Origin of the sequence: Runella aurantiaca (assembly GCF_003339505.1) — a bacterium.
In the GTDB taxonomy this organism is placed as follows: Bacteria; Bacteroidota; Bacteroidia; order Cytophagales; family Spirosomataceae; genus Runella; species Runella aurantiaca.
Map to the genome: position 1 here is coordinate 15,533 of NZ_QPIW01000013.1, position 16,200 is coordinate 31,732.

Annotated in this window: 18 protein-coding genes; 11 read left to right on the top strand and 7 right to left on the bottom strand. The window is 44.2% G+C overall.

The genetic code is table 11. The annotated features are described in order from the left end of the window. Positions 1-37 precede the first annotated feature (37 nt). Positions 38-1,807, bottom strand: a complete 1,770-nt coding sequence (locus tag DVG78_RS16130; RefSeq protein ID WP_114462100.1) for a DNA polymerase/3'-5' exonuclease PolX — start codon at positions 1,805-1,807, stop codon at positions 38-40. Positions 1,808-2,258: 451 nt separating this feature from the next. Between DVG78_RS16130 and DVG78_RS16135 the strand changes: the two genes are divergently transcribed. The 3 genes from DVG78_RS16135 to DVG78_RS16145 all read left to right on the top strand — a co-directional run bounded on the left by DVG78_RS16135 (position 2,259) and on the right by DVG78_RS16145 (position 3,938). Continuing rightward, positions 2,259-3,209 carry a DUF8428 domain-containing protein gene (locus tag DVG78_RS16135; protein ID WP_114462101.1) on the top strand — a complete coding sequence of 317 codons (951 nt, stop codon included), beginning with the start codon at positions 2,259-2,261 and terminating at the stop codon, positions 3,207-3,209. Positions 3,210-3,368: 159 nt separating this feature from the next. Continuing rightward, positions 3,369-3,650 carry a 2TM domain-containing protein gene (locus tag DVG78_RS16140; RefSeq protein WP_114462102.1) on the top strand — a complete coding sequence of 94 codons (282 nt, stop codon included), beginning with the start codon at positions 3,369-3,371 and terminating at the stop codon, positions 3,648-3,650. A 12-nt stretch (positions 3,651-3,662) separates the two neighbouring features. After that, positions 3,663-3,938: a 2TM domain-containing protein gene (locus DVG78_RS16145; protein WP_114069549.1), complete on the top strand. Its 276-nt coding sequence runs from the start codon at positions 3,663-3,665 to the stop codon at positions 3,936-3,938. Positions 3,939-3,958: 20 nt separating this feature from the next. Here the strand turns inward: DVG78_RS16145 and ung are convergent, their stop codons facing one another. Further along, on the bottom strand, positions 3,959-4,624 hold the full coding sequence (gene ung, locus DVG78_RS16150; protein ID WP_114462103.1) for a uracil-DNA glycosylase: 666 nt from the start codon (positions 4,622-4,624) through the stop codon (positions 3,959-3,961). A 168-nt stretch (positions 4,625-4,792) separates the two neighbouring features. Between ung and apaG the strand changes: the two genes are divergently transcribed. The 3 genes from apaG (at position 4,793) to DVG78_RS16165 (ending at position 6,642) form a co-directional block, all read left to right on the top strand. Beyond that, on the top strand, positions 4,793-5,179 hold the full coding sequence (apaG, locus tag DVG78_RS16155) for a Co2+/Mg2+ efflux facilitator ApaG/CorD (protein WP_114069547.1): 387 nt from the start codon (positions 4,793-4,795) through the stop codon (positions 5,177-5,179). Positions 5,180-5,333: 154 nt separating this feature from the next. Continuing rightward, positions 5,334-6,122, top strand: coding sequence for an O-methyltransferase (locus DVG78_RS16160; protein WP_114462104.1), 789 nt, complete (start codon positions 5,334-5,336; stop codon positions 6,120-6,122). 82 nt (positions 6,123-6,204) lie between these two features. Then, complete coding sequence (locus DVG78_RS16165; RefSeq protein WP_114069545.1) at positions 6,205-6,642, top strand: MarR family winged helix-turn-helix transcriptional regulator; 438 nt, start codon at positions 6,205-6,207, stop codon at positions 6,640-6,642. Positions 6,643-6,652: 10 nt separating this feature from the next. On the opposite strand, the gene DVG78_RS16170 is transcribed toward DVG78_RS16165, so the two are convergent. Both DVG78_RS16170 and fmt read right to left on the bottom strand, forming a co-directional pair. After that, on the bottom strand, positions 6,653-7,768 hold the full coding sequence (locus DVG78_RS16170; RefSeq protein ID WP_158550039.1) for an MFS transporter: 1,116 nt from the start codon (positions 7,766-7,768) through the stop codon (positions 6,653-6,655). A 25-nt stretch (positions 7,769-7,793) separates the two neighbouring features. Next, positions 7,794-8,714, bottom strand: a complete 921-nt coding sequence (gene fmt / locus DVG78_RS16175) for a methionyl-tRNA formyltransferase (protein ID WP_262511873.1) — start codon at positions 8,712-8,714, stop codon at positions 7,794-7,796. Positions 8,715-8,995: 281 nt separating this feature from the next. Between fmt and greA the strand changes: the two genes are divergently transcribed. After that, the gene (greA, locus tag DVG78_RS16180; RefSeq protein WP_013925845.1) at positions 8,996-9,469 is read left to right on the top strand and encodes a transcription elongation factor GreA; all 474 of its coding nucleotides are present in this window, start codon (positions 8,996-8,998) and stop codon (positions 9,467-9,469) included. A 366-nt stretch (positions 9,470-9,835) separates the two neighbouring features. Continuing rightward, on the top strand, positions 9,836-10,231 hold the full coding sequence (locus DVG78_RS16185) for a hypothetical protein (RefSeq protein WP_147277098.1): 396 nt from the start codon (positions 9,836-9,838) through the stop codon (positions 10,229-10,231). A gap of 73 nt (positions 10,232-10,304) precedes the next feature. Here the strand turns inward: DVG78_RS16185 and ychF are convergent, their stop codons facing one another. Next, the gene (gene ychF, locus DVG78_RS16190; protein ID WP_114462108.1) at positions 10,305-11,402 is read right to left on the bottom strand and encodes a redox-regulated ATPase YchF; all 1,098 of its coding nucleotides are present in this window, start codon (positions 11,400-11,402) and stop codon (positions 10,305-10,307) included. A gap of 235 nt (positions 11,403-11,637) precedes the next feature. Continuing rightward, positions 11,638-11,958 (bottom strand): DUF3276 family protein, encoded by a 321-nt coding sequence (locus DVG78_RS16195; protein WP_013925848.1) that lies wholly within the window; start codon positions 11,956-11,958, stop codon positions 11,638-11,640. A 268-nt stretch (positions 11,959-12,226) separates the two neighbouring features. Between DVG78_RS16195 and DVG78_RS16200 the strand changes: the two genes are divergently transcribed. From DVG78_RS16200 to DVG78_RS16210, 3 genes are read left to right on the top strand one after another with little or no spacing between them, the layout of a single operon-like run. Next, positions 12,227-12,673: a septal ring lytic transglycosylase RlpA family protein gene (locus DVG78_RS16200; protein WP_114462226.1), complete on the top strand. Its 447-nt coding sequence runs from the start codon at positions 12,227-12,229 to the stop codon at positions 12,671-12,673. Between the two features lie 18 nt (positions 12,674-12,691). Further along, positions 12,692-13,606, top strand: coding sequence for a DUF58 domain-containing protein (locus DVG78_RS16205; RefSeq protein ID WP_114462109.1), 915 nt, complete (start codon positions 12,692-12,694; stop codon positions 13,604-13,606). Between the two features lie 53 nt (positions 13,607-13,659). After that, positions 13,660-14,814: a hypothetical protein gene (locus DVG78_RS16210; RefSeq protein ID WP_114462110.1), complete on the top strand. Its 1,155-nt coding sequence runs from the start codon at positions 13,660-13,662 to the stop codon at positions 14,812-14,814. Positions 14,815-14,992: 178 nt separating this feature from the next. On the opposite strand, the gene DVG78_RS16220 is transcribed toward DVG78_RS16210, so the two are convergent. Beyond that, a complete protein-coding gene (locus DVG78_RS16220) occupies positions 14,993-16,189 on the bottom strand; it encodes a DUF5009 domain-containing protein (protein WP_114462112.1) in 1,197 nt (398 codons plus the stop codon). Between the last annotated feature and the right edge of the window lie 11 nt (positions 16,190-16,200).

Sequence of the window (16,200 nt, forward strand, 5' to 3'; positions counted from 1 at the left end):
TCTCCATTTTTTTTGGCTTGGCAATTTATCTTTGATTCTATCCCTTTTTTCTTTTCTCCAGATAGGCTTCTATTTCCGCCAAACTCAACGCGTTGAATGTCATCTCTTTGGTCAGACCGCCTTTTCTGGCTACGTTTACGCCGTAATACATGTCAAAATAGCCTTCTTTTTGGTGTGCATCAGGATTGATACTGAGCATTACCCCTTTGTCCATACAATACCTAATCCAACGCCAATCCAAATCCAATCGCCACGGACTCGCGTTGATTTCAATGACTACACCGTGGCGCGCACACGCCTCAATAATCACTTTATGGTCAATCGGATACCCTTCCCGGGCCAACAACAGTCGCCCCGTGGGGTGGCCCAATATCGTAGTGTATGGATTTTCAATCGCCGCCAGCAAACGTCCAGTTGCTTTTTCGAGGCTCATGGTGAGGTTACTGTGGACCGACGCCACCACGTAATCAAAGGTTTTCAGCACCTCTTCTGGGTAGTCCAACGAGCCATCACCGAGGATGTCAGATTCAATTCCTTTTAGGACTTTAAAAGGTTTGAAGGCATTGGTAGCCAAGGCCTGATTCAAGCGGTCAATTTCTTCGTGCTGCAATTTGACCCGGTCGGCCCGGAGGCCATTGGCATAACTTGCCGTTTGGGAGTGGTCTGCAATGCCGAGGTATTCAAATCCCAATTCCTGACAATACCTCGCCATCACTTCCAAGCTGTGCTTCCCGTCGGAATAGGTGCTGTGGTTGTGTAAAATTCCCCGCAGTGCATCCCACGTAATCAGGTCTTCATTTTTATGTTGGGTCAGCCACTCAAATTCACCCAAGCCTTCGCGCATTTCGGGCACTACGTACGGCAACCCTGCTTTTTGATAAATGGCTTCGGCAGATTCTTCGCGGGAACTGCTGTAAGCTACTGCCAGCAAAGAAGTCCCTAACACCGTCGGCTGGCTCAAATGCGCTTCGGTACTTTCTAAAATAAATCGCTCACTTTCAAACTTATCAGGTTGCACAAAGACAATCTCTACCTGAATTTCCAGCGTTTTTTTCTGCTCTACTTCTTCGCCCTGCGGGGGCAGCTCGGTGGTTGTACTGCGGTCAACTATCTTACCCCGCCACGTAAAAGGAGACGATATTTTTTCATTTTGCAACAACCACCCTATTTCATTGATTTGACGTATAGCTGCCACGGGCGACTCCGTACCGACCAACAACTGAATCGTTTCAACGGTTTCATTCTTACGCGCTACCTCCCCCGTTATCACGACATTTGAAAAGTATTTCTGAAGCTCATCTCTGATTAATTCAGCCAAAATTGCGGCCTTGTCCATACGCACCTTGCCCATTTGGCTTTGTAAAAACGCCATCGAAGCCAGAATCTTCTGCTGGGTACTTTCGCCAAATCCTTTCAATTTGGCAATTTGCCCCGTCTCACACGCTTCTTGCAAGCCCGCAATGGTGTCAATGCCCAATTGCCGCCAGATTGTCCCGATTTTTTTGGCACCAATTCCTTTTATTTTAAACATTTCGAGCACTCCTACGGGCGTTTGAGCCATGAGTTGTTCCAGCTCATTTAGGCGGCCAGTCTGCACGATTTCCTGAATTTTGGCGGCCATGCTTTTTCCCACACCCGGCAATTGCGTCAATGCGGCGGTCGACAATGTCGCCAATTCTTGGTCGTTGAGCCGACTCAAGTTAAAAGCCGCCGACGAATAGGTACGGATTTTAAAAGTATCTGCATCATGCAGTTCAAGCAATTTGGTCGTCAGTTCAAGGATTTCTACAATTTCGTCGTTAGACATAACTAAAAAAAGAATTAGGGATGGTTACTTATTTTGAGGGTTTTTAATCAACAAAAATATTTGTAAATAAACGCAGATAACCCAAGTAAAAGAAGATTCAACGCTCAAATAATCCCAAAAACCTGCCCCTCTACCATAGGCTTTCTCTTTCTTCATTCCCTTTTTCATATTAGTTCAACGGACTACTTCGTTGACAATGGTAGGGATTTGCCTTTTGTAGTGTCCAATTATGGGGCATAACTATTCATTTTGAGCGAAAAATCAACGATAGTTACCCGATTTGGGTAAAAAAAGCCCCATATTACCCATAACAATCCTCAGAAAAACTTCAAAAACAACTTGGAACAGAATTTTATCAAAGTATTGCATCACTATCACCCCAAAGATTACGTATGATATATCACTTTACCTTTATTTTAACTCATGTTTCACTAATCAAACAATTACAATTATGGAAAACAATCAGCAAAACAAGGGTACATTCGCTTGGGTAGGACTGGTTATCATGACGTTGGCGGCGGGTGCATTCGGTTTTATGTACTTCGATCAAAAGGGCCAAACCGAGACAAAAGAGGTCGCGATTGTTGAAAAAGCAAAAGAACTCGCGTTTACTCAAACGAAATTAGATTCGGTATCTCGTAATCTAGACGCAAAAATCGCTGAAACACAGCAACTTGGTGGCAATATAGAAGAGCTAATGAAAGTAAAGGCTCGACTAGAAGCAGATAAAGCCAACTTGAAGAAAAACATGCGATTTGAGATTAGTAAGTACACCGCAAAAATCAAAGAATACGAGCAATTTTTGGCCGATAAAGACGTCGAACTCGTAAAACTTAGAGAAGAAAACGGCGTGTTGGCGGCAACCAATCAAAATTTAAGTACTGAAAATACGGGCCTCAAGACCGAAAAAGAAGCCTTGACGCAAGTAAAACAACAGCTTACCGACTCTGTAATGACTTACAGCAGCCAAAATCGGGAATTGAGCGAAAAAGTTGCCATTGGCGCTGCGCTTAAAGCCGAGAATATCAAAGTGTTGGCCGTTACTCCTAAAGGAAAAGTTAAAAACGACGACAGCTATAAGGCCAAGCGCGTAGACAAAATCAAGTTACAGTTTACCCTGCCGTCTAACCCATTGACTCAGCCTGAAGAAAAAGAGATTTATGTACGTGTACTTGATCCAGATGGCGCGGTAATCTCTGACGAAGCAATGGGCTCGGGCAAATTCAACTGGAAAGGCCAAGAGATGATGTTTACGACCAAAGACCGCGTAGCTTATCAAAATACAAATCAAATGGTTGAAATGACCTATGACAATGCACAACGCTTCCGCCCAGGTAAATACAGCGTGGAAGTATATTCGGAAGGATTCCGCATTGGCTCAAGCAATTTCACGATTAAATAATTCGACAAGGCAATTGACTCTCTAAAAAGCCTGATTCATCTTCCTGAAAGTCAAGTCTGTCAGAATGCGGTTGGGGAACTCCCAACCGCATTTTATTTTTGTTGCATCAGTCAGCCGAAAACAAACAAACGGTTAATCATCCTTAAATCTTGAAATGCAATGGAAACGCAACGCGACCCTCAACTTTGGAAAATGGCAAAAGCAAGAGCTTCGTTCAAAAGCCACCTTTATGTGTATCTTTTTGTCAATGCTGCCTTATGGGCATTGTGGGCATTTGGCTTAGTGTGGAGCCGTGGCGATACCTATCCTTGGCCCGTATGGACATCTTTTGGTTGGGGAATCGGGCTGGTGTCTCATTATTTTTCGGCGTATACTTACAGTGAAAAAAACATGGTAGAACGCGAATATCAGAAGCTTTTGAACAAAGAACGACACCTTTAACCCTGCTTTTACATGCAACCTCGTGACGAAAAGCTCTGGAGAATCGCCAAGCGAAGGGCCCATTTCCAACGCGATTTAATGTCTTATCTGTTCACAAACGCCATTTTAATCACTATTTGGTACCTTACTTCTGGAACCAAGAGTCATTTTTGGCCTGGTTGGGTACTCGTTTTTTGGGGAATTGGCCTCGTCACCCAATATTACCGCGCCTACATCCGCCCCAACGACGATGACCTCGCCGAACAGGAATATCAAAAGCTCTTGAAAGAAAAACAGAATGGTTTATAGAAACAAAACCGCCTAATCTTTTACCATTCAATCTCTTGCAAACCTCTGGCTTTCAAATAATTATTCGCCTGACTAAAGTGATTATTGCCAAACCATCCACCAGAGTTGGCCGACATCGGCGAAGGGTGTTTTGATTTCAGCACAAAATGTTTTTTGGGGTCAATGATTCTGCCTTTGTCCTGCGCGTATCTTCCCCACAGCAAAAAGACCAGCCCCTCTTTATCGTCGTTTAAATGGCGAATGACAGCATCTGTAAACTGTTCCCAGCCGTGGCCTTGATGAGACCCTGGTTTGCCCTCCTGCACAGTAAGTGTGGCGTTGAGGAGCAATACTCCCTGCTCAGCCCACCGCTCCAAGTTTCCGCTGCGCGGAAAAGGCTTGCCCAAATCATTTTGAATTTCTTTGAAGATATTAATCAGCGAAGGAGGGATAGTAACACCGTCGTTGACCGAAAAGCAAAGCCCGTTGGCTTGCCCTCTCCCGTGGTAAGGGTCCTGCCCCAAAATCACCACTTTGGTTTTGTCAAAAGGGCATTTATCAAATGCATTAAACATCAGTTTACCAGGCGGATAGATTTGCTGGGTTTTGTATTCCTGTCGCACATACGCAACCAAATCGGCAAAATAAGGCTTTTCAAATTCGGTCTGCAATCGAGCCTTCCAAGAAGCTTCAATCTTAATATCCATACAAAATAATGACGGGTTGAAAATTTATGGTTTAAAATGCCCCATGCCTAAAACAGTATGTCGATACTGTTCGTTGTAAGCATTGAGATACTTTTTTGACAAAGATTTGGTTTTTTTAACGATTAAAACCTAATTTTGGTTATAAAGTTAGTAAAGCTTCATAAAACCATGACATCCGCGATTACAGAAGGCGTTCGAGTAAGCGTTTTGACGCAATATCAGCCCGAATATTCGAGCCCGATGCAGGCCCATTTCGTATTTACGTACCGCATTACCATCGAAAATCACAGCGAGCATACAGTACAATTGTTGCGTCGGCACTGGTTCATCCATGACTCAAACGGCACCGTTCGGGAAGTAGAAGGCGAAGGCGTAGTAGGCCAACAACCCGTACTCGAACCCGGCGAAGTCCACGAATACGTATCGGGCTGCAACCTTCGCACCAGCATGGGCAAAATGGGCGGCACTTACCTGATGGAGCGCATCATGGACGGCAAACAATTCAACGTAACGATTCCTGAGTTTACGATGATTGCCCCCTACCGTCTCAATTAGGCCTCATTAGATATCCGTCACAATCTCAACCACTGTGTAAAGATAACCGCAACGAAAAAATATAATACACTGCAAATAAGCCATTTACCATTTTGCAGTTTTCGGTTTTTCATTTTGCGGTTCACCATTTTTCGGTTACTAAATTCCCCCGATTTTGTTCTTTCGCCCTATTTTTCGCTATTTTTTTGCTGCCCAAAACGAACACGGCCTTCATTCTCCTTTTGTATTCGATCTCTATCTAAATACAATCAAAAAAGACACTTTAAAGCCTAGTTTTGAAGCCATCGAAGCGCTGCGCACCGAAATGCTTCAAAGCCGTGAGACCCTCACCATCACCGATTTTGGGGCGGGTTCAAAGGTGAATGCTTCTCCAATTAGGGAAGTGCGCGACGTGGCGAAACACTCAAAAAAATCGGCTCAGTTGGGGCGACTTTTCTACCGACTGATTCAGCATTTTAATTATTCCACGATTTTTGATTTAGGAACCTCATTGGGCCTGACCACCCTCTACTTGGCATCTGCCAAGCCAGATGCACACATTTTTACCTTTGAAGGATGCCCCGAAACGGCCAAGTTGGCCCGACGTAATTTCAAAAAAATTGACGCGTTGGCCCCGATTGAAGTCATTGTTGGAAATTTAGACGAAACCCTCAATGCGCAGGTAGCTGCAACCCCTAGCATCGACTTTGCTTTTTTTGACGCCAATCACCGGTACGAACCTACCGTCCGCTACTTCGAAACCTGCCTAACCAAAGCCCACGAAAACAGTCTCTTTGTATTCGATGATATTCATTGGTCGCCAGAGATGGAAGCCGCCTGGGAGTATATCACCCAACATTCGTCCGTTACAGTCACGATTGATTTGTTTTCGGTCGGGTTGGTTTTCTTCCGAAAAAAACAACCCAAACAAAATTTCGTGTTGCGTTGGCGATTTTGGCGATAGGTTTGCTCTTTTAAAAATCCTATCTTAATTTGCAGAGCAATTATTAGCAGGCTAATACTTTAACCTTTTGTATGATTACCTCATGACTCACCCTTCCGATTCTCGTGCTTATTTTTTCAAAATTGATACCACCATCAAGAAAATCCGCAACGTGTTACAAAAACGTTTCAACGATTCGGGCTTTGATTTGACGGTAGACCAATGGGTATTGATTGACCACGTAGCCAGAAATCAGGGAATAAGTCAAAATATGTTAGCCGAGCTCACCACCAAAGACGCCCCCACGGTGACGCGTATTTTGGATTTGCTTGTAAAAAAAGGATTGGTCGAGCGCCGCATGTCGGACGAAGACCGGCGTAAATTCAACATTTTTTTGATGCCCGAAGGCACCAAAACATTTGAGATGGTTTTGCCCGTGGTCAAAGAAATCCGTCGTCAAGGTTGGGGAGAGCTTAACGAAGAAGACTACGCCCATTTTGTTAGAATTATGGACTCTATCTATCAGAATTTCAGCGAATAACGGCTTTCTACTAAGTTTCTATTTTTCGGCCCAAAACCACCATTACTCCAAAAAGTAGCACCACAAACACCAGCGCGGCCCGCAATCCCTGCGAATCTGCCAGAAAACCAATGACTGGCGGCCCAAACAAAAACCCAAAGTAGCCCAGCGTACTCACCATAGCTAACCCTACGCCGTTGGGTAATGATGTGTTGTGACCAGCGTTGCTGTAAATAATGGGAATAACGGTTGACAGCCCTAAGCCCACCAAAAAAAGCCCACCAATGGCCACCCACACGGAGGGAATCATCAATGCAACCACCAAGCCGAGCATTGCCAAAGCAGAATTTGCCAAAATAAGACGCTTATCTCCAAAAATAGTTCGGATTTTATCCCCTCCGAAGCGCCCAATCGTCATGGCAGCCGAAAACGCGGACAAGCCCAATGGCGCCATCACGGCATTGGTTTGGAGAACATTTTTGAGGTAATTGGTGCTCCAATCAGCCATTGCGCCCTCCCCCAACATGGCACAAAACGCAATCAGTCCCATAAAAAGCATCGAGCGGTCGGGGAGCCGAAAAGCCACGCCTTCGTTCGACGGTTTGACCGTATCGGGAATCAAAAAAAACACGCAAGCCACCGCAAGCACCAACGACCCCGCCGATACGACCGTAAAGTGAAACGTGGTGGTAAATGGAACAAAAAAAGAACCACTCAATGCGCCAAGCATCATTCCTACGCTGAAAATGGCGTGAAAAGAAGACATCATTAGGGCATTGTAGCGTTGCTCAATCGCCACCGCTTGGGCGTTCATTGCGACATCCAGCGCACCCATAAACGCACCGATTATGTAAAAAAAGACCGCTAAATGCCATGTTGAGGACAGCAACGGAAACAAAAATAACGAACAACAAAACAGCAAAAGCGACAACGTTGTGGCGAATTTGCTGCCGCGACGCGCAATCAACCAACCCGTGAGCGGCATGGACGTAAGTGACCCCACTGCTACACAAAGGAGCATCAGGCCTAAAGTGCTGTTGTTGAGCGAAAAAAGTGTTTGAATGCTGGGTAATCGGGTACTCCAATTGGTATAAATGAATCCACAAATGAAGAAAATTAAACTGACGGATATTCGGCTCGGAGGCATGAAGATATAGGTTAAGAAAATGAAATTATAATTTAGCACCGCGCAGGAATTCTTCAATTCCCATGCGTTTTTTTCCTTCAAGTTGTAGCTCCTCAATCGCCAGCCAACCATCACCCGTCTTAAAATGAAGGAAGAATTTATTATCAGTTACAAAATCTCCGATTTCCCGTTCACTGAATTCTTGATTGGCCACTGAAACCTTGTACACTTTACAGGTTTTTCCATTCAGGGTAGTCCAGGCAGTCGGATACGGCGACAATCCACGCACAAAGTTGCGGATAGCAGAGGCTGATTGCGTCCATTGGATTTCGCAGGTCTCCTTAAAAATTTTAGGGGCGCTTTTCAAGGTTTCAATCTCAGGTTGCGGAATTTGGGGATACTTGCCCCCCTCCACGGCCTGCACCGTTTTGACCACCAAAGCCGCCCCTTTTTGCATCAATCGTTCGTAGAGGGTACCTACCGTATCATCTTCGTGAATCGGCTCGGTTTCCTGAAAAATAATTTGACCTGTATCTATCTCATGTTGCAGAAAAAAAGTAGTAACGCCCGTTTGCGTTTCGCCGTTGATGATGGCCCAATTGATGGGTGCTGCCCCACGATACTGGGGCAAAAGCGACGCATGAAGGTTAAATGTTCCTTTGGGCGGCATATTCCAAACGACTTCGGGCAACATCCGAAAAGCCACCACGACCTGCAAATCTGCCTGATAACTCCGCAATTCTTCCAAAAAATCTGGGTTTTTAAGTTTTTCGGGCTGAAGAACAGGAATCCCTTGGGTTAAGGCGTATTGCTTAACGGGCGAAGGCGTCAATTGCAAACCGCGTCCGGCGGGTTTATCGGGGGCGGTTACCACCGCCACCACATTTGAGCCACTTTCCACGAGCTTTTGAAGACTGCTCACCGCAAATTCGGGTGTACCCATAAAAATAATCCGAAGACCTGTCATAAGAAATTAATTTCTACGTTTAAAGTAGTACAATAAGGCTATTTTTTAGGATAAAGCCTTTGGGGATATTGATTTCAGTTGCAAATATTGCTAATTTTGTGATTCAATTCTCGACTATGAACCGACACGACGAATACTTTTCGGTCTTGCTGAAGAAGTGACAGATTCTACCATCCTTTTGTAGAGCGGTCATTTCACCGTTCTTTTTTTTTGTCCATAGTACCGGAAATTTCTTTACCACTAACAAATATTCTATAACAATTAACGTACAGTAAAGCAAAATGGCTAAAATACAGTACTACACCGAAGAAGGTCTCAACAAGCTTAAGGCTGAGTTGCAGGACTTAAAAACGCGGGGCCGACAAGAAATAGCAAGAGCAATAGCTGAAGCTCGCGATAAGGGTGATTTAAGCGAAAATGCCGAGTATGATGCCGCCAAAGAAGCACAGGGATTGCACGAAGCAAAAATCTCTAAATTAGAAGAAGTCTTGGGCAATGCCCGCATCCTCGATGAATCGTCAATCGATACGTCGCAGGTAGCGGTGCTGTCTAAAGTCAAGATAAAAAACCGTAAAAACAACGCCGTTGTGACCTACACCCTTGTGTCTGAGGAAGAGGCCGATTTGAAACTCGGAAAAATCTCCGTTGGCTCTCCTATCGGCAAAGGTCTGCTGGGAAAAAAGGTAGGCGATGTAGCCCAATTTCAGGTTCCTGCGGGAGCGATGGAGTTTGAGGTATTGGAAATATCAAGGTAGACCTCAAAATACCCCAGCCACGTGCTGGCATAGATTTTGAACTAAAAGTGGGCAGGCTTCTAAAAGCTGCCCACTTTTTTTATACCCAAACAAAATTTCTTATTTTAGATAATTAGTTTCAAAAACAACCCATTTATTCGGTTTTTTTGTCAAATGCTGCCAAATATAATTTGGCTAACGGTGGTTTATGGATTTTAACTGTGTTTTCAAGTAAAGTTACTTTAAAAACACACTTGGTAGAATCTTAAAATAATTAAATATATTCTACAAAAATTTATGATAAATGGATTTTACTTATAAGATTTGCTCAACAAAGCGCGTTTATTGAGTAATATCGCTAAGTATTCCAAAATCAGAAAAAGTAAAATGAATTATCAGCCACCCGTATATTTGACTCCTCATTTATACATGACCAACGAAGAAGTTGCGATTGTAGATGGATTGGTAGACCATCAGGAAATGCCCAAAAAATTTGATTCAAATCGAGTCATTACCTATTTTGAAGGGCAAGATTTTTGCCTTGTCCTCTACTTTGCTGACCTCAAAGACCGAGGCTTTCAGAAGTATGTTGTCAGTGATTTTTCGGTGAATGTCGAAGAAATGTGCATGCTTTCCAATTCGCTAACACAAATGATTGGGGAGGGCATCAATGTGCACCTACTCAGCCAAGCCAAAAATCGCGTCGATAACATGATTCACATGTCAGGTACTTTTCGGGCGTTGTTTGGCAAGAAAAAAGCCGAAGAAACTGACGATTGGTAAACTATAAAACGTCGAAAGTGAACGTCGGCGAGGTTTTGAACCGGGGCGCGCAGCCCTCGCCGACGTTGAATAATTATACGTTAAAACGGAAGTGCATGATATCGCCATCTTGCACCACATATTCTTTTCCTTCTACCGAAATCTTACCCGCATCGCGGCAAGCAGCCTCGGTTTTGTACTTTTCGTAATCGCTGAGTTTAATGACTTCGGCCCGAATAAAACCCTTTTCAAAGTCAGTGTGAATCACCCCAGCGGCTTGCGGTGCTTTCCAGCCCCGCTGAATGGTCCACGCCCGTACTTCTTTGACGCCCGCCGTAAAGTACGTAATCAGATTTAAGATGTGATACGATGCCCGAATCAATCTGTTCAAACCAGATTCTTTCAAACCGTATTCTTCCAAAAACACGGTGCGCTCTTCGGGGTCTTCCATTTCGGCAATTTCAGATTCAATGGCCGCACAAAGCACAATCACTTCGGCATTTTCTTCAGCCACGGCCGCTTTCAATTGATCCACGTATTCATTGCCGTTGATGATGGCTGATTCGTCGACGTTTGCCACGTAGATGACTGGCTTGATGGTCAACAATTGCAAGTCAGCAATGGCTGCTTTCTCATCTTCCGTCAGTCCTACCGCCCTTACGCTTTTACCGTGCAGCAAGGCATTTTTAACGCGCGTAATAATTTCAAGCTCGACCTTGGCTTTTGCATCTCCAACACGGGCCGCTTTTTCAACCCGTGCAAATTTCTTCTCGATGGAATCCAAATCTTTCAATTGAAGCTCCAAATCAATGATTTCTTTATCGCTAACGGGATTAACGCGCCCTTCTACGTGTACGATGTTATCATCGGCAAAGCAACGAACCACGTGAATAATGGCATCCACTTCCCGGATATTCGCCAAAAACTGATTTCCTAAGCCTTGACCTTTGCTCGCACCCCGTACGAGGCCGGCAATGTCAACGATTTCAACGATGGTTGGCACCATACGCTGTGGATTCACCAGACCTTCCAAGACTTTCATCCGTTCGTCGGGCACTTCTACCACGCCTACGTTGGGTTCAATGGTACAGAAGGGATAATTGGCTGCTTCAGCCTTTGCACTTGACAATGCACTAAAAAGGGTGGATTTGCCCACATTTGGCAATCCGACAATACCACATTGGAGAGACATTCCGGGAGTTTTGAGTTTTGAGTTTTGAGTTGCGGGTTAGACAGAAAGCTCATCAATAGGCAAATGCCCTATCTTTTACTTCATTTCCAACGACCTCTCCTCCCTCATTATGAACAAATAATATAACTCACTTGAGTGAGGCTGCAAAATTAGTATATTTAGACGTACCTACAAAACCAAAAGGCCTCCGGTAGGTACCGGAGGCAAGTTATTGGATAGTTTTAAAAAACAGGTATTACTCCCACTTCAAATCGCTACCGCTATAATCTTCTTCCTCACGTACGGCGTACTGCGAGAAATCAATATTTGGCATTAATTCTGTTTTGATGTGATTTACGGTGTCCTGAAGTGCGTCCACAAATTTGTCGAAATCTTCTTTGTAGAGAAACATCTTGTGTTTTTCATACGCAAATCCGTCTCCTTGCGGAAAACGGCGACTCTCGGTGATCGTGAGATAATAATCATTGGAACGAGTCGAACGCACATCAAAAAAGTAGGTTCTTTTGCCGGCTTTTACGCGCTTAGAGTAGATCTTTTCTCGGTCTTTATCTTCCACTATACTTAGTAGGTTTAGAGTTTTAGCAAACGCTAAAGTACATGTTTTGTTGTTGCCTTTCAAAATTTTTGTAAAATAAAGTTACCGGCTTTTACGTTGTTAAGAACATGCCTTTTAAAATTGGTTTTGTAAAAAACATAGATTATATTAAATTTGTGCCTTATTATCAACCTATAACCCTTTTTTAGGTTGCATTTTTTTGAGTAGGCTTCGAGGTGAAAGCTCTGTGGAAATCATTCTTTTAGTGGAATTAAACCCGAAAAAACCTATGTATTATACCCCATTTTATTTAATTTTACTGTTGTCGTTTTTCACATTAAATTCTGCTTCAGCACAATTGTTAGGCAAAGAAGAACAGGGGAAAGCGTCTTTTTACAACAAAATGTTTGACGGTCGGCAGACCTCTTCTGGCGAAAAATTTAACCAGAAAGAATTAACCGCCGCGCATCGTTCTCTCCCAATCAACACCATGATTGAAGTAACGAATCTATCAAACAATAAATCGGTGATTGTTAGAGTTAATGACCGAGGCCCTTTTCATCATAAACGTCTGATTGACCTGACTCGCGCCGCTGCCGAACACCTAGGTTTTATTAAATCTGGTATCGCTTCGGTCAAACTTCGAGTGGTTGGTATGGAAGGAATGATTTTGCTCGGACAAAATGAAATCATCACCGATACGGGAGATATCATCGAAAAGGCCAACAAACTTTAACCTTTCCCAAAACTGCCAATGAGCACACGTACGCTGGATGTTGCAAGAGTAAGACAATACGGTAATTTAGAGTTTCTGGCTCGGCAGTTGGTTGAAGGTTTTATCACCGGTCTTCATAAGTCTCCCTTTCACGGTTTTTCGGTCGAATTTGCCGAGCACCGTCTCTATAACACGGGCGAGAGTACACGGCATATCGACTGGAAAGTGTACGGCAAAACCGACCGGTTGTTTGTAAAACGCTACGAAGAAGAGACCAATCTACGTTGTCACTTATTGATTGATACATCGTCGTCGATGTATTATCCTGAGCCTAATCACGATAAGATTACGTTCAGTGCGATGGCGGCGGCGAGCATCGCCAATCTTCTCCAACGCCAGAAAGACGCCGTCAGTCTGTGTACTTTCTCGGATACGATTGAAATTCAGACGCCGATTAAATCAACTCCTTCGCACGTCCACAAGATTTTTTTGGATTTGGAAGGGATTCTTCAAAAACCCAAAGAACAGCGTAAAACGGCCGTAGCCGATGTGCTCCACTTGATTGCCGAAAAAATCCACAAACGGTCGCTGGTTGTCATTTTCAGCGATATGTTTGAAGATATTAATCAAACAGAGCGCATTTTTTCGGCCATGCAACACCTGCGCCACAACCTGCACGAAGTCCTGTTGTTTCACGTTACTGACCGTCGCACCGAAGAAGAATTCGCATTTGATGACCGCCCGTACGAATTCATTGATTTGGAATCGGGAGAAAAAGTAAAAGTTCAGCCTGGACAAGTCAAAAAGCAGTACCAGGAAGCGGTCAAAAAATATTATCAGGAATTGAAATTAAAATGCGGTCAGTATAAAATTGACTTTATAGAAGCCGACGTAGCCAAAGGCTACGACCAAATCCTGTCGGCTTATTTGGTAAAGAGAAACAAGATGCGTTGAGAAGGGAAATTACCAAAAACCTGTTTATTTTTGCCCCTTTACATCCAACGAATATGAAGCACTCTTTTACCGCCCTTTTTGTCCCCCTTCTTTTATTTACATTTTGTTTTATCGGTTGTAAATCCGCCAAAAAAGCCTTTAAACGCGGCGATTATGATGAGTCCGTGCTAAGAGCCGCCGAAAAACTTCGTGACAGTCCAACCAATTCATCTGCCGGAGAGATTCTCAAGCAAGCCTATCCATTGGCCCTGCAACAAAACTTAGACGACGTAGCCCGCTATCAAAACGCCCCCGAAGCCTTTCATTTTGAGCCAGTTGTTGACGCCTATGTACGTCTCAATCGCCTGTATGATGCTTTGCGCAAATGCCCCGCTTGTGAGCGTTTAGTTACCGTTCGGAGTTTCATTCCAGAAGAACGAGACGCCCGCGAAAAAGCAGCTTCCGAGCGTTATGAAGCAGGGATGCTGTCGATGCAAAACAAAGAAAATCGGCAGATGGCGCGTCAGGCGTATGAGCATTTTGAATCTGCCAACGCCTTGCTCGGCGGCTTTAAAAACGTTCAATCCATGCTGGATGAATCGTACGAATACGCTTCTTTTAAAGTGGTTGTAGAGCAGGTATTGGTCACCTCGCGGGCGTATCAATTGAGCAACGAATACTTTCAGAATAAGGTCAACGAGTTTTTACAAACCAATAAGCGTCTCAATAAATTTGTACGGTTTTATTCTCCGCAAGAAGCTTCAAGTACGCGCCTCAAACCTGACCACGTCATTAAGTTAGAATTTGATGATTTTGTAGTGGGTCAGACCCTCATTCAATCCAATACCGACGTAGTGACCAGCAAAGACTCCGTAAAAGTGGGCGAAACGACCGTTAATGGCAAGAAAATACCAGTCTATAACAAAGTGACGGCCAAACTAACCCGCACCCGTAAATCGGTGCTGTCGTCAGGATTGTTGGACATGCAAGTGATGGATTTTCGCAACAAGTCGGTGGTAACACAGGAAAAATTCAGAGGAGATTTTACGTGGGTATGCGAATGGGCCAATTTTAACGGCGATGAGCGTGCTTTGACCGCTGAACAAAAACGTCTTTGCAGTGTTCGAGAAATCAATCCCCCGCCCCCGCAACAGCTTTTCATTGAGTTCAGTAAGCCCATTTACGACCGCCTTACGAGCAAAATTCGGGATTATTATAAGAATTATTGAGAGGGTATAGCAAAAATTTTGATGGGTGTGAACTGCGTTGGGTTGTGAGCAACCCTTACGCTCGGTTGAGAGCAACCAAGAGCACCAAAACTGTAAGCAACCGAGGACACCAGCATTTTCATCAGAAAGCCCCCTCTGGAATGATTCCAAAGGGGCTTTTTGATGAAAACAAACCGTTTCATAGCTTCAATTTGATTTTCATCCTTCCCAAAATTGCCGCAATACCAATTACAATAAACGCATAAATCAAGGACTTAAAAAGCCCCATCACCCCATAACTGAGCGCTTCGGGCAGACGGAACGGCAGTAAATTGGCCACGCTGTAATAAACGTAAGGAATCAAATAACACGTCAGCGTAGCGGTTCCTGCCACCTTAATGGGAGCAAACCACTTGGCTTTTCCCCGCAAATCCACCCAAAAATAAATCCCCGCAAACAGCATAAACGCGATACCACTGCATAAGAACACCCACGTAGGCGTAGCCTGAATTTTAGAAATGATAAAGAAGTTTCTCAACAGAAGCCCTATCAACACCATAGCCACGCCAATTGTCGTAAAAATAGAAGGAACCTGTATTTTTCTATTTTTTTTGTACAACCATTCCATCAACAGCGTACCCAGCAAGCCCGTCATGGCAAAGGCATGAAAGGCTCCGTTGCCCAATATCCAATCTTGTGGTCCTGAAGGCCAAAGGGCTTTCAACCACCCCGCATGACCCGCAATCGTAAAAAAAGTAAAAACACCCCAGGCAATAAGTAACCCAAGGCTGCTTTTGTAAGCAAATAGATAGAGAATGGCACACGTCAGGTAGGTCCAACCAATAAGGCCCAAAATCCCCCACCATTGCGGCCTCATGCCCACGAGTGTGTCGGCCTCCCCGCTCTTGAAAATGAACGCCAGATAACCCAGCAGCCCGATTCCCAAGATTTGAAGCCCAAGAAAGAAATACTTTTGCGCACCTTCACTTTTCGGATACACATTCCAAATCAGAAAAAAGCCCGCAACCATCAAAATCTGAAACCATTCGCTCCGCATACCCGTCACTTCTGAATTAATTTCGGGGACATTGACCGTAAAAACTCCCATGATAATCAGGGCAATGGAGCGCAAGATGATATGTTTGATAATCAGCCCTTGGCTGTCTCCCTTGGCAATACGATTTTGAACGGCAAAAGGAATAGCCATTCCCAAAATAAACAGAAAACACGGAAAAATCACATCTGAAAAGCCCAGCAAATCCTCATCGGCTTTGGCGTGTTGGAGCCAGTACGGGATTCCTGACAATGACCAAAAATCGTTGACAAAAATCATGAGAAGCATGGTCAAGGCACGAAATGCATCGATTGACGGTACTCGCTTTAGGGCAACTTGCACGGGAGATATGG